This window comes from Amycolatopsis sp. GA6-003, from assembly GCF_046267895.1.
GTDB lineage: Bacteria > Actinomycetota > Actinomycetes > Mycobacteriales > Pseudonocardiaceae > Amycolatopsis.
Window position 1 is genome coordinate 7,837,930 of record NZ_CP176499.1, and the last position, 12,896, is coordinate 7,850,825.

8 protein-coding genes are annotated in these 12,896 nt (G+C 70.9%); 6 read left to right on the plus strand and 2 right to left on the minus strand.

Annotation, left to right across the window (positions count from 1 at the left end):
- The first annotated feature begins 144 nt into the window (after window positions 1–144).
- The 3 genes from F9C12_RS35365 to hrpA all read left to right on the plus strand — a co-directional run bounded on the left by F9C12_RS35365 (window position 145) and on the right by hrpA (window position 5,660).
- Complete coding sequence (locus F9C12_RS35365; protein WP_409463333.1) at window positions 145–462, plus strand: hypothetical protein; 318 nt, start codon at window positions 145–147, stop codon at window positions 460–462.
- Between the two features lie 41 nt (window positions 463–503).
- Window positions 504–1,697 carry a cation:proton antiporter gene (locus tag F9C12_RS35370; protein WP_409463334.1) on the plus strand — a complete coding sequence of 398 codons (1,194 nt, stop codon included), beginning with the start codon at window positions 504–506 and terminating at the stop codon, window positions 1,695–1,697.
- Window positions 1,698–1,772: 75 nt separating this feature from the next.
- A complete protein-coding gene (hrpA, locus tag F9C12_RS35375) occupies window positions 1,773–5,660 on the plus strand; it encodes an ATP-dependent RNA helicase HrpA (protein ID WP_409463335.1) in 3,888 nt (1,295 codons plus the stop codon).
- Window positions 5,661–6,278: 618 nt separating this feature from the next.
- Here hrpA and F9C12_RS35380 read toward each other — a convergent pair.
- Window positions 6,279–7,973, minus strand: coding sequence for a bifunctional 3'-5' exonuclease/DNA polymerase (locus F9C12_RS35380; protein WP_409463336.1), 1,695 nt, complete (start codon window positions 7,971–7,973; stop codon window positions 6,279–6,281).
- A 198-nt stretch (window positions 7,974–8,171) separates the two neighbouring features.
- Between F9C12_RS35380 and F9C12_RS35385 the strand changes: the two genes are divergently transcribed.
- Window positions 8,172–9,797 carry an acyl-CoA synthetase gene (locus tag F9C12_RS35385; RefSeq protein ID WP_409186098.1) on the plus strand — a complete coding sequence of 542 codons (1,626 nt, stop codon included), beginning with the start codon at window positions 8,172–8,174 and terminating at the stop codon, window positions 9,795–9,797.
- Window positions 9,798–10,016: 219 nt separating this feature from the next.
- Here F9C12_RS35385 and F9C12_RS35390 read toward each other — a convergent pair whose 3' ends face one another.
- A complete protein-coding gene (locus tag F9C12_RS35390; RefSeq protein WP_409463337.1) occupies window positions 10,017–10,955 on the minus strand; it encodes a hypothetical protein in 939 nt (312 codons plus the stop codon).
- A gap of 507 nt (window positions 10,956–11,462) precedes the next feature.
- Between F9C12_RS35390 and F9C12_RS35395 the strand changes: the two genes are divergently transcribed.
- Together F9C12_RS35395 and F9C12_RS35400 are read left to right on the plus strand one after the other, a co-directional pair.
- The gene (locus F9C12_RS35395) at window positions 11,463–12,218 is read left to right on the plus strand and encodes an SDR family oxidoreductase (protein ID WP_409463338.1); all 756 of its coding nucleotides are present in this window, start codon (window positions 11,463–11,465) and stop codon (window positions 12,216–12,218) included.
- A 13-nt stretch (window positions 12,219–12,231) separates the two neighbouring features.
- Window positions 12,232–12,888, plus strand: a complete 657-nt coding sequence (locus F9C12_RS35400) for a histidine phosphatase family protein (protein WP_409186101.1) — start codon at window positions 12,232–12,234, stop codon at window positions 12,886–12,888.
- Window positions 12,889–12,896: the final 8 nt, after the last annotated feature.

The window sequence follows — 12,896 nt, forward strand, 5'->3', positions numbered from 1 at the left end:
GGAGATGAACCGTTGTAGTCCACTGTGGACATTGAGAATCGCCTGAAGGCGGGCGGAAGCAGGGGATCCGGCACCATTCTGTCTATTGTGGACTCAATCCGATGCCGTCGGCGCAGATTAAAGACATGGTAAACTCGTCTCGAGATGACGACTGCTGCCGCCGCTCCCGCGCCGCGGCACCGGTCCATCCTCGTCGTGGCACTCGCCGCGCTGCTGCTGCTCGGCGTCGCGGTCCCCGGGCCGGGACCGGCGGGCCCGCGTCCGCCCGGCGCCGAACCCGTCCTGGTCCAGGAACAGGGCTCGCACCTCGTCGCCGCGCACCCATTGCCGCTCGCCGACGCGCCGGGCGAGATCCGCCTCGCCCGGCCGGATTGGTGCACCGTCCCGTTTTCCGCCGCGCCTCCGGTCGAACTGGACCGCGCGCCCGTGCCCGCCGCGGCGCGGGCTCCTCCGGATCGCTGAGCACTCGGTTCCCGCCTGTACCCGGCTCTCCGGAGGATTTCATGAGCAACGGTCATGCTTTGCTGGCCGTCGGCGGCGCGTTTCTCGCCGCCGGCGCCCTCGCCCGCGTCGGCGCCCGGATCGGGCTGCCCACGATTCCCCTGTTCATGCTGGCCGGTTTCGTCTTCGGCCCGCACACCCCCGGACTGTCCCTTGTGGACGATCCGGCCGAGTTCGGCGTGCTGGCCGGGCTCGGTCTCGTGTTCCTGCTCTTCTATCTCGGACTGGAGTTCTCGCTCGACGACCTCGCCCGCGGCGGCGCCAGACTCGCCGGCGCGGGGCTCGCGTACCTCGTGCTCAACATCGGCGGCGGGCTCGCGTTCGGCTTCGCGCTCGGTTGGGGCACGCGCGAGGCGCTGGTGATCGCCGGCGCGATCGGCATCTCGTCCTCGGCCATCGTCACCAAACTGCTCCTGGAAACCCGGCGGACGAGCAACCGGGAATCCCGCCTGATCATGGGCATCGTCGTGCTGGAAGACCTCTTCCTCGCGCTGTACCTGGCGCTGCTGCAGCCGGTGCTCAGCGGTGCGGACGGCTTCGGCGCGGCGCTCGCCGACTTCGGCAAGGCGTTCGGCTTCCTGCTCGTGCTCGCCGCGCTCGCGCGGTGGGGCGGGCGGGTCGTGTCCCGGCTGTTCGGCTCGGCGGACGACGAACTGCTCACCGTCTGCTTCGTCGGCGTGGCCGTGCTCGGCGCCGCGGTGGCCGAGGAGGTGGGCGTGTCCGACGCGATCGGCGCGTTCATGGTCGGCATGATGCTGGGCAATTCCCAGGTCGCGCCGCGGGTGCACAAACTGGTGCTGCCGCTGCGGGACGCGTTCGGCGCGTTGTTCTTCTTCATCTTCGGGCTGTCGATCGACCCGGGCGCGGTCGGCACGGTCGTCCTCCCGGTGCTCGCCGCGGTCGCGCTGACGCTGGTGCTCAACCTCGCCGCCGGAGCGTTCGCCGCCCGGCTGCACGGCTTCGACCGGGCCGAAGGCGTGAACATCGGCCTGACCGTGCTCACCCGGGGCGAGTTCTCGCTGGTCCTGGCGACGATGGCGACCGCCGCCGGGCTGGACTCGCGGGTGGCCCCGTTCGTCGCCGGGTACGTGCTGCTCCTGGCGGTGATCGGACCGCTCGCCGTGCTCCGCTCGGACCGGCTGACCTGGCTGCTTCCGGCCAAGCTCGCCGGGACGCGCCCGGCTCCGGCGCGGTGAGCCGGGCCGCCGGGCTGTCGCTCGCGGCATATTCGGAAGCCACGCCGGTCACGCACGGCTATCCTTGGCCTAAGTATGTCCACTCCATCTTCCCTCGCAGAGCTGCGCGCCCAGCTGCCCGAGTTGATGCTGCGCGACGAGCACCGGCTCCGCCGTCGTCTCGACGGCGCGCGCCGGGCTCGCGACAAGCAGCAGGCGGCCGAGCGCATCGCCGCCGACGTCGAAACGGCGCTGCTGCGCGTGCAGCAGCGCCGCGAAAGCGTGCCGAAGATCGAGTACCCGGCCGAGCTGCCGGTCAGCCGGCTCAAGGACGAGATCGGCGACGCTATCCGCGACCACCAGGTGGTGATCGTCGCGGGGGAGACCGGGTCGGGCAAGACCACGCAGCTGCCGAAGATCTGCCTCGAGCTGGGCCGCGGCGTGCGCGGGCAGATCGGGCACACCCAGCCGCGCCGGCTGGCCGCGCGCACGGTCGCCGACCGGATCGCCAGCGAGCTGAAGACCGAACTGGGCGACACCGTCGGCTACAAGGTCCGGTTCACCGACCAGTCCGGCCAGGACACCCTGGTCAAGCTGATGACCGACGGCATCCTGCTGGCCGAGATCCAGACCGACCGGATGCTGCGCCAGTACGACACGCTGATCATCGACGAGGCGCACGAGCGCAGCCTCAACATCGACTTCATCCTCGGCTACCTCAAGCAGCTGCTGCCGCGCCGCCCCGACCTGAAGGTGATCATCACCTCGGCGACCATCGACCCGGAGCGGTTCTCGCGGCATTTCGACGACGCGCCGATCGTCGAGGTCTCCGGCCGGACCTACCCGGTCGAGGTGCGCTACCGCCCGCTCGCGGACCCGGACGACCCCGAGGCCGACCCGGACCGCGACCAGACGCAGGCGATCGCCGAGGCGGTCCAGGAGCTGTCCGGCGAGGGTCCCGGCGACATCCTCGTGTTCCTCTCCGGCGAACGCGAGATCCGCGACACCGCGGACGTGCTGAACCGGCTGGAGCTGCGCAACACCGAGGTGCTTCCGCTGTACGCGCGGCTGTCCGCGGCCGACCAGCACCGCGTGTTCCAGCGGCACACCGGACGGCGGATCGTGCTGGCCACGAACGTCGCGGAGACGTCGCTGACCGTGCCCGGGATCAAGTACGTGATCGACCCGGGCACCGCGCGCATCTCGCGCTACAGCCACCGCACGAAGGTGCAGCGGCTGCCGATCGAGGCGATTTCGCAGGCGTCGGCGAACCAGCGCAAGGGCCGCTGCGGGCGCACCTCGGACGGCATCTGCATCCGGCTGTACTCCGAGGAGGACTTCGCGTCGCGGCCGGAGTTCACCGATCCGGAGATCCTGCGGACGAACCTGGCGTCGGTCATCCTGCAGATGACGTCGCTCGGCCTCGGCGACATGGCCGCGTTCCCGTTCGTGGAGCCGCCGGACCGCCGCCAGGTCGCCGACGGCGTGCAGCTGCTGCAGGAACTCGGCGCGTTCGAGGCAGGCGATTCCTCGAAGCTCACCGAGGTCGGCCGCAAGCTCGCCCTGCTGCCGGTGGACCCGCGGATGGGCCGGATGGTGCTGGAGGCGGCGCGCAACGGCTGCGTGCGCGAGGTGATGATCATCGCCGCCGCACTGTCCATTCAGGACCCGCGCGAGCGGCCGGCGGAGAAGCAGCAGGCCGCCGACGCGCAGCACGCCCGGTTCGCCGATCCGACATCGGACTTCCTCTCCTACCTCAAGCTGTGGGACTACGTCAGCGAACAGCAGAAGACGTTGACCGGCAACCAGTTCCGCCGGATGTGCCGCGCCGAGTACCTGAACTACCTGCGGATCCGCGAGTGGCAGGACATCTTCGGCCAGCTGCGCCAGCTCGCCAAACCGCTCGGCATCACGCTCAGCACCACGCCCGCCGATCCGCAGCACGTGCACACGGCGCTGATTTCCGGGCTGCTGTCGCACATCGGGCTCAAGGACCCGGCGAAGGGCGACTACCTCGGCGCGCGCGGGGCGCGGTTCTCGGTGTTCCCCGGTTCGGCGCTGTTCAAGAAGCAGCCGCGCTGGGTGATGTCGGCCGAGCTGGTCGAGACGTCGCGGCTGTGGGGCCGGGTCAACGCGCGGATCGAGCCGGACTGGGTCGAACCGCTCGCGCAGCACGTCGTGAAGCGTTCGTATTCGGAGCCGCACTGGGAGCGCAAACAAGGCGCGGTGATGGCGACCGAGAAGGTGACGCTGTACGGCGTGCCGCTGGTCGCCGACCGGCGGGTGAACTACGGCCGGATCGACCCGGAGGTCTCGCGCGAGCTGTTCATCCGGCACGCGCTGGTCGAGGGCGACTGGCACACCAACCACCGGTTCTTCGCCGAGAACCGCGCGCTGCTGGACGAGGTCGAGGACCTGGAGAACCGCGCCCGGCGGCGCGACATCCTGGTGGACGACCAGACGCTGTTCGAGTTCTACGACGCGCGGGTGCCCGAGGACGTCGTGTCCGTGCGGCACTTCGACAGCTGGTGGAAGAAGGCGCGGCGGACCGAGCCCGACCTGCTGTCGTTCGAGAAGTCCATGCTCATCAACGAGGTCGCGGGCGCGGTCCGCGAATCGGACTACCCGGACTCGTGGACCCAGGGCACGCACGTTTTCAAGCTCACCTACCAGTTCGAGCCCGGTGCCGATGCCGACGGCGTGACCGTGCACATCCCGCTGCCGGTGCTGAACCAGGTGACGCCGGACGGTTTCGACTGGCAGGTGCCCGGCCTGCGCGGCGAACTGGTGACGCAACTGATCAAATCGCTGCCGAAAGCGTTGCGGCGCAACTTCGTTCCCGCTCCCGACACGGCGGCCGACGCGTTGACGCGAATGTCCCCTTCGGACGGTCCGCTGCTCGACATCCTCGGCGACGAGCTGCACGCGATGCGCGGCATCGACATCCCGCGTTCGGCGTGGGACCTTTCGACCGTGCCGGACCACCTCCGGATCACCTTCCGCGTCGTGGACGAGCGCGGCAAGAAGGTGGCCGAGGGCAAGGACCTGGACGAGCTGAAGCGCCGCCTCGCGCCGCGCGTGCGGGAGACGATTTCCAAGGCCGCCAACAGCATCGAGAAGGCGGGCTTGGTGCGGCCGTCGTTCGGCGAGCTGCCGAAGGTGTTCGCCTCGACCCGGCGCGGCCACGACGTGAAGGCGTATCCGGCGCTGGTGGACGAAGGTGCGTCGGTGGCCGTGCGGCTGCTGGACACGCCCGCCGAACAGCAACACGCGATGTGGGCCGGCACGCGGCGGATGCTGCGGCTGAACCTGAACTCGCCGATGAAGTTCATTACGCGGTCGCTGTCGAATTCCTCGAAACTCGTGCTGAACCGCAACCCGCACGGCAGCGTGGCGGGCCTGCTGGAGGACTGTGTCGACTGCGCGGTCGACGCACTGATGGCCTCCGCGGGCGGTCCCGTGTGGGACGAGGCGGGTTTCGCCGCACTGCTGGAAAAGGTGCGGGCAGGCTTGAACCCGAAGGTGCTGGAGGTGCTGACGGAGGTCGAGCGAATCCTGCGCGCGGCCATCGACGTCGAAACGCGCCTGGCCGACACCCGCGGCCCGGCCGAGTCGCTGGCCGACATCCGCCGCCAGCTGGACGGCTTGGTCCACGCGGGCTTCGTGACGGAAACGGGAGCCGCCCGGCTGCCGAACGTGGTCCGGTACCTGCGCGGCATCGAGCGGCGGCTGGAGAAGCTGCCGCTGGAGCAGACGCGAGACCTGCAGCGGATGGCGGACGTCGCGTGGATCACGAAGGAGTACGAGGACGCGGTGGCCGCGTTGCCGCCGGGGACGTCGTCGCCCGCGCTGGCGGAGGTGCGGTGGATGATCGAGGAGCTGCGGGTGAGCTTCTTCGCGCAGACGCTGGGAACGGCGCATCCGGTGTCGTTGAAGAGAATCACCAAGGCACTGGACGAGGCGTTGGCTTCATCTGGAGCGTGACGGTGCGGGCCTGAGCCGCGTGCTGTCGTGCCAGGCGATGCGGTGGTCGCCTGAACGTCATTGCGCGGAGTTCGCGCGCTGGCATCGGATGGTGCTGGCTCGACGGCGGATCGTGCGTGAGGTCGCCGACCATCGGCTGCTGACCGAGCCGTCGAGACCGACGCAGCTCAGTTGTGGGCGGCAATTGGCCTGAACGTCGTTCCGCGACACCTGTGTGCTTGCGCGGATGTCGGATGGCGCGTTGGCTCGACCGAGCCGCCGAGGGCAACGCAGCTTGGTTGTGGGCGGCGGTTCGCCTGAACGTCATTGCGCGACGCCTGCGTGCCTGCGTGGACGTCGGACGGCGCGCTGGCTCGAGATGGCGCGCCGCGCCCGAGGTCGCCGACCATCGGCTGCTGGCGGCCGTGCAGCGGTTGCTGACCGACCCGCCGAGGCCGACGCAGCTCGGTTGTGGGCGGCAGCACGCCAGGGGACCGCATTCTGTAGCCCTGCGTGGCCGCGCTCGCCAAACCGCCACAAGCACCACGCGAAGGGCCAAAATCTGCCCGAGATCGCCTGGCAGGTCCGCCGCGCGAAGCCTCCGCACTCCGCGCGAAAAGGGTCAGAGCCTCACCCGCCTCACTTGGCCTCCGCGTACGTGTCCACCGGTTTCGCGTGCATCGGAAACCGCACCGGACACGCCTCCCCGAACACCAGCCGGGCCGCTTCCTGGATCGACGTCTCCACGATCGCCGCGACCTCGTCCGCCAGTTCGGCGGGCGTGTGCACGATCACCTCGTCGTGCAGGAAGAACACCAGGTGCGCCGGTTCCGGCAGCCGGCCGCGCAAAGTAGCCAGCAGAACCGCCGTCAAATCGGCTGCGCTGGCTTGCACCACGAAGTTCCGCGTGAACCGTCCCCAGCTGCGCGAAGCTCGGCGCGCTCGGGTTTCCGTTGCCTCGTCTTCGGTGAGTCCGCCGGTCAAGGCGCGCCAGGCGGCGGACGGGGCCGGAGAAGTGCGGCCCAGCCGGGAGCGGACCCGTTCGCCTCGTTCGCCCGCCGCGGCCGCTCGCTCCACATAGGACACCGCGTCCGGGAAACGCTGGCGCAGCAACGCAAGCAGTGGCCCAGCCTCGCCAGAGGTGCCGCCGTACATCGCGGACAGCATGGCGATTTTCGCGCGGGACCGGTCGTCTCGGGTATCGCCGGGGCGGAGCGGGACGTAGCGGGTGCCGGAGAACAGGGCTTCCGCCAAGCGGGCGTACAAATCAGTGGCCGCGGCGACTTCGGCCAGGCGGCGGTCGCCGGACAGGGCGGTGAGGACTCGCGGTTCCAGTTGCGCGCCGTCGGCCACGACGAGTTTCCAGCCGGGGTCCGCGGACGCGCACGAGCGCAACGCGCGCGGGATCTGCAGCGCCCCGCCGCCCCGGGTGGCCCAGCGGCCGGACACCACGCCGCCCACCACGTAGTGCGGCCGGAATCTGCCGTCGGAGACCCATTCGTCCAGCCATGCCCAGCCGTTGGCCGAGTGCAGCCGCGACAGTTCCTTGTACTCCAGCAGTGGCGCGACCGCGGGATGGTCGATGTCCCGCAGCAGGTACTTCCGCGCCGCCGGGATTTCGATGCCCTCCCTGGCCAGCGCGCGGACGATGCTGGCCGACGAATCGGGGTTGACCGGACGCCCGCCCAGCGCCGCCGAGATTTTCGCCGCGAGGTCGACCAGGGCTTTCGGGCGCTGCCCGGCGGGTACGCGCGGTCCGAGGCGTTCTTCCAGCAACTGCAGGTGCCGGTCCGCGCGCCAGGGCAGCCCGGCGGCGGAGATCTCCGCGGCGGCCAGCGCGCTCGCCGATTCGGCCGCGAGCAGCAGCCGCATCCGGGCGGGGGCCTCGGTGGCGGCGACGCGTTTCTCCTGTTCGGCCAGCACCCGCCGGGCCGCGGCGGCGACGGTGACTCCCGGCGGCAGGCCAGGGCCGCGCGGGGAGAACAGCGTGGGCTGCGCGTCCTCGCCGAAGGCCGGGCCGTCGTCGGGCGGTTCCTCGCCGTTCGCCCGGGCCCACGCCGCCCGCAAACTGCGCGATTCGCCCTCCCGGCTCTCGTAGGCGAGCAGCAGCCCTTCGGCGAGCGACAGGTCGTGGCACCGGCCCAGCCGCACCCCGGCCTCGATCAGCGCCGGGTAGACCTCCTCGACCGAGGGCAGCACCCAGCGCGGGCTCTCGGCCGCCTCCAGCCTGCGCACCTCGGCGGCCCAGCCGGCGCGCGAAAGCCCGCGGAGGGTCCCCGCGGGGCCCTCGATCGTGTAGCCGGAGTCCTCCTCCCGGCCGGTGATCACCTGCACCGTCACATTGTGCGGATCAGCACCGACAATTTCCGCACGCCGATGCCAGCGGACGGTCCGCGACCGGCGCCGGAAAGATCCGCCCCGGCCGGGCACTGGTGCGCGGCCGGGCCTTGCTTTACTGTCGAGTAACTCCCATACCGGCGGTACGGAGGCCGTCGGCGTGGGCGCTCCCGCCGCAGCAATGGAGGTGCCCGGATGAGTGTGGCCGAGCTGGCCGGCCAGGTGGCCGGCAAGCTGACCGAGACCGTGCGCAGCGTCGAGGTGATGCGCCGCGCCGGGCTGGTGCCGTTCCCCCGCCTGGACGAGGGCCTGCGGTCCCTCGTCGCGATCCGCAAGTACGGCCCGTTCGCCGGCGCGAACCACATCGCCGCCCGGCGCGACGCGACCGCCGTGGGGATCGTCGACGACCTCGGCCCGCTCACCTTCAAGCAGCTCGACGACCAGTCCAACGCGCTCGCCCGCGCCTGGTCGCAGCGCGGCCTCGGCCCCGATTCGGTGATCGCCGCGCTGTGCCGCGACCACCGCGGCCTGGTGCTCACGATGGCCGCCTCGGGCAAGCTCGGCGCGCGGCTGCTGCTGATGAACACCGGGTTCGCCAAACCGCAGTTCGCCGACGTCGCCCAGCGCGAGGGCGTCACCGCGCTCGTCTACGACCAGGAGTTCACCGGCCTGCTCGACGCGATCGACGAGGACGTCGACCGGTATTTGGCCTGGGTGGACGAACCGGGCGGGCACGAGATCCCGGTGCTCGCCGAGATCGTCGCCAGCACCGACGACCGGCCGCTGCCCGCGCCGGCCAAACCCGGCGGGTTCGTGCTGCTCACCAGCGGCACCACTGGCACCCCCAAGGGCGCGCCGCGACCGCACACGTCCGCGCTGGCGTCGGCGCAGTTCCTGGACCGCATCCCGCTGCGCGCCGGCGAAGCGACCTTCATGGGCGCGCCGCTGTTCCACGGCACCGGGCTGTCGCAGTTCATCCTCAGCTTCGCGCTCGGCTGCACGGTGGTGATGCGCCGGAAGTTCGACCCCGAGGCCACGCTGAAGGGCGTCGCGAAGCACCGGTGCACCGCGCTCGTCCTGGTGCCGACGATGCTGCAGCGGATCGTCGACCTGCCGAAGGAGGTCCGCGACCGGTACGACACGTCGTGCCTGCGGATCATCTTCGTCGCCGGGTCCGCGCTGTCGCCGGATCTGGGCAACCGGGCGAACGAGCAGTTCGGCGACGTCGTGCACAACCTGTACGGCTCGACGGAAGTCGCGGTGGCGACGGTCGCGACGCCGGAGGACTGGAAGCGCGCGCCGGGCACGGTCGGCCGCGCGCCGGTCGGCTGCCGCGTCGCGCTGTACGACGAACACGGCACGAAGATCACCAAGCCGCACGTGACCGGGCGGGTGTTCGTCGGCAGCGGCCTCAGCTTCGGCGGCTACACCGACGGCCGCAACAAGGAGATCATCGACGGCCTGCTCTCCAGCGGCGACGTCGGCCACTTCGACGAGGACGGCCTGCTCTTCATCGACGGCCGCGACGACGAGATGATCGTCTCCGGCGGCGAGAACGTGTTCCCGATCGAGGTGGAGAACCTCTTGGTGGAGCGGGAAGACGTCCTGGAGGCGGCGGTGATCGGCGTCGAAGACCCGGAGTTCGGCGAGCGGCTCAAGGCGTTCGTGGTGCGGGCGGAGGGCTCGACGCTCGACGAGGAGGGCGTGCGCGAGTACGTGAAGGCGAACCTGGCGCGCTACAAGGTGCCGCGGGACGTGGAGTTCCTGGACGAGTTGCCGCGCAACGCTACCGGGAAGGTGTTGCGGACCAAGCTGAGCTAGGGGAAAAAGCCTGAGACGTAAGGATCTTGAACAGCCCGGACCTCAGCGGGCGACCCGTGCCGACGGTTCGGTCCGGCGCGAATGCCGCGACCCCGGCCTGCGGCACCAGACCGGCAGCGCCGTCCACGCACACCTCCCCAGAGCTGCGCCGACCGAAGGAAGCGAGCCGGTCAACGCAGCCGCGACCATGGATTTGCCGCATCCGCTCAGCAGCCAGGATCACCAGTCCCAGCCGATGCCGAAGATGCCCGGTCCGAAGTCCAGCGCGATCGCGTGCACGCCGTTGCCGCTGTCGAGCCGCAGCCGGCGGCGGGCGGGGGCTTCGTCGGTGGCGTTCGCGTATTGCCAGCAGCGGGCGGGCACCGCGGTCGGGTCGAAGCGGATCTCCAGCAGGTACTCGCGGACCGGGCGGCGGAATTCGCGGTAATGCGTCGCCCGGCATTGCGGGTACGGCGGCCCGGAGTTGCGCAGGGTGTACTCGATGAGGTGCGTTTCGCCGCGTTCCAGCGCGCGGTCGAAGAGCAGTTCAGCCACCAGGATGCCGTGGTCGTCGTCCACTTCGGCGCGTCCGACGCGGCAGTTGCGCACCGGTTGCAGCTCGGGCACCGCCGTCGCGTCGCCCTGTGCGTACACCAGGAGCCAGCGGTCTTGACCGTCCGCACCGGACTGGAACACCGCGCGCGAGGTGACCGAGATCTGGCCGCCGTCGGCCGCGATGTCGCAGCGGTCGTGCAATCCGACCAGCTTCAGCTGGTGCTGCTGGTCGAGCGCGTCGGGCGCGCCGACGCGCTCCAGCAGCGGCTGCAGGATCTCGCGGGTGAACGTGACCGGTTCCTCGCCCGCCCGGTCCCGCCGGCTCGCGCCGCGCGGGCGAGGAGGCGGCAGCAGGCCGAGCAGCGCGCCGTCCGGGACGTCGAGGATTTCTTCCAGCACCCGCACCGCCGACAGCGACCCGGCCCGTTCCGGCTGCCGTTTGCCCGACTGCCAGTAGCTGAGCGCGGTGACGCTGACCGACGCGCCTCGCGCGCGCAGCCTTGCCTGGATCCGGTCCAGGGAAAGCCCGCTGGCTCCGATCGCGGCGCGCAGCGCGCTCGCGAAGGCGGTCCGGGCACCTTCGCCGGTGTCCGGACCGGCGTGCTCCGCATGCCGCTGCGTCATGTCCCGCCGCCCGCCCCCGCTGGTAACCGACCGTGCCGAGTCCGACACAGGCACGGTAGCAGCCGCCCGACCAGGTTGTACCGCCGTGCCATTCGGACGAACGGGCTAGTACTGGCAACTGTGAACCATTGCCGTGACCTGCACGGTCGCGATTCCATGGCCAGGACGGATCGCGCCGCCCCCGGCGCGTCCGGAGCCTCGGCCCCGGCAGCGCGGACCGCGCCCCGCGCCCGGCCGGCGGCCGCGCCTGGAACCGGTGGCCCGGCATGCCCCCAGAGGCCGGGCCACCGGTCATCCTCGCGGGCAGACCAGGAGCGCGATCCCCGTCAGCGGGGCGCGATCGCAGGCGATCGGCAGGGCGAAATTCCTTCGACGTGCTGGAGATCCTTCCGCAGCCGGGATCGTGAGACGGCCGTGCCCACATTCCTGGTCCGGCTGATTCCCGGCAGCCGGGAGCGAGCGGAACGGAGGTGAGCCCGAAGGGTTACCAGCGGGTAGGCTCCGGGCATGGTCTTGCGGCAGAACATCCTGATCACCGGAGCCAGCTCCGGTCTCGGCGAGGGAATGGCCCGGCAGTTCGCCGCTCGCGGCCGCAATCTCGCGCTGTGCGCCCGGCGCACCGAACGGCTCGACGACCTGGCCGCGGAGCTGCGTGCCGCGTACCCGGGGATCACCGTCGTCACGCGCGCGCTCGACGTCACCGACCACGAGCGCGTCTTCGCGGTGTTCGAGGAATTCCGGACCGGACTCGGCAGGCTCGACCGCGTGATCGTCAACGCCGGGCTCGGCAAGGGACAGCCGGTCGGCGCGGGCCGGTTCGACGCCAACCGGCAGACCCTCGAAACCAACCTCGTCGCTGCGGTGGCCCAGATCGAGGCGGCGGCGGGCATCTTCCGCGACCAGCGTGCCGGGCACCTCGCGGTGATCTCGTCGTTCATGGCGCTGCGCGGTTTCCCCGGGAACCTCACCGCGTACTCCGCGTCGAAGGCCGGGATCTCCGCGTTCGCCGACGGCGCGCGGCTGGAGCTGAGCAGCCTCGGCATCACGGTCACCGACGTGCGGCCCGGCTACATCAGCTCCGAGATGACCGCGCGTTCGACCAAACGCAATCCGCTGATGGTGTCGGCCGAAGCCGGTGCGCACGCGCTGGTCAAGGCGATCGAAGCGGAACCGAAGCGCGCGTACGTGCCTTCGTGGCCCTGGGTGCCGCTGAGTCTCGCGGTACGCTTGGCGCCTGGCCGGTTGCTGCGGATGTTTTCCTGACGGGACGGCGCGAATGGGTGCGATCTATCTGATCCGGCACGGCCAGGCTTCGTTCGGCGCGGCGGATTACGACGCGTTGTCGCCGCTGGGTTTCGAACAGTCCGCATTGGTCGGCGCCGAGCTGAACCGGCGCGGGGTCGAGTTCGCGCAGGTGCGCTCGGGAACGCTGGCCCGCCAGCGGGACACCGCGGCGACCGCGCTGAAGGCCCTCGGCTGCGACGTGCCGGTGATAGAGGACGAACGCTGGAACGAATACGACCACGTCGACCTCGTGCGGCACCACGCGGGCGGTGCGCCGCAACAGGATCCGCGCGAGTACCAGCGGCTGCTGGACGCCGCGCTGACCGCGTGGGTCGACTCCGGCGACACCGGTCCGTGCGCGGAAAGCTGGCCCGCGTTTCTCGGCCGCTGCACCGCGGCGCTGGCGGACCTGGCCGGCTCGCTGGGCAAGGGCGAGAACGGGCTCGTGTTCACCTCCGGCGGCGTGCTCGGCGCGGTCGCCGGGTCGTTGCTGGGCACGCCGGGACCCGGGCTGCTGAAGCTGAACCGCGTCGCCGTGAACACCGGGATCACGAAGCTGACGTCCGGTCGCGGCGGCGTGACTTTGTTGTCCTTCAACGAGCATCCGCATCTCGAAGGCGAGAACGCGCGGCTGCTCAGCTACCGGTAGGAGGCCGG

Excerpts from the sequence above, each read along its gene's own strand:
- F9C12_RS35365 (WP_409463333.1), top strand. The coding sequence starts at position 145 with ATGACGACTGCTGCCGCCGCTCCCGCGCCGCGGCACCGGTCCATCCTC.
- F9C12_RS35370 (WP_409463334.1), top strand. The coding sequence starts at position 504 with ATGAGCAACGGTCATGCTTTGCTGGCCGTCGGCGGCGCGTTTCTCGCC.
- hrpA (WP_409463335.1), top strand. The coding sequence starts at position 1,773 with ATGTCCACTCCATCTTCCCTCGCAGAGCTGCGCGCCCAGCTGCCCGAG.
- F9C12_RS35385 (WP_409186098.1), top strand. The coding sequence starts at position 8,172 with ATGAGTGTGGCCGAGCTGGCCGGCCAGGTGGCCGGCAAGCTGACCGAG.
- F9C12_RS35390 (WP_409463337.1), bottom strand. The coding sequence starts at position 10,955 with ATGACGCAGCGGCATGCGGAGCACGCCGGTCCGGACACCGGCGAAGGT.
- F9C12_RS35395 (WP_409463338.1), top strand. The coding sequence starts at position 11,463 with ATGGTCTTGCGGCAGAACATCCTGATCACCGGAGCCAGCTCCGGTCTC.
- F9C12_RS35400 (WP_409186101.1), top strand. The coding sequence starts at position 12,232 with ATGGGTGCGATCTATCTGATCCGGCACGGCCAGGCTTCGTTCGGCGCG.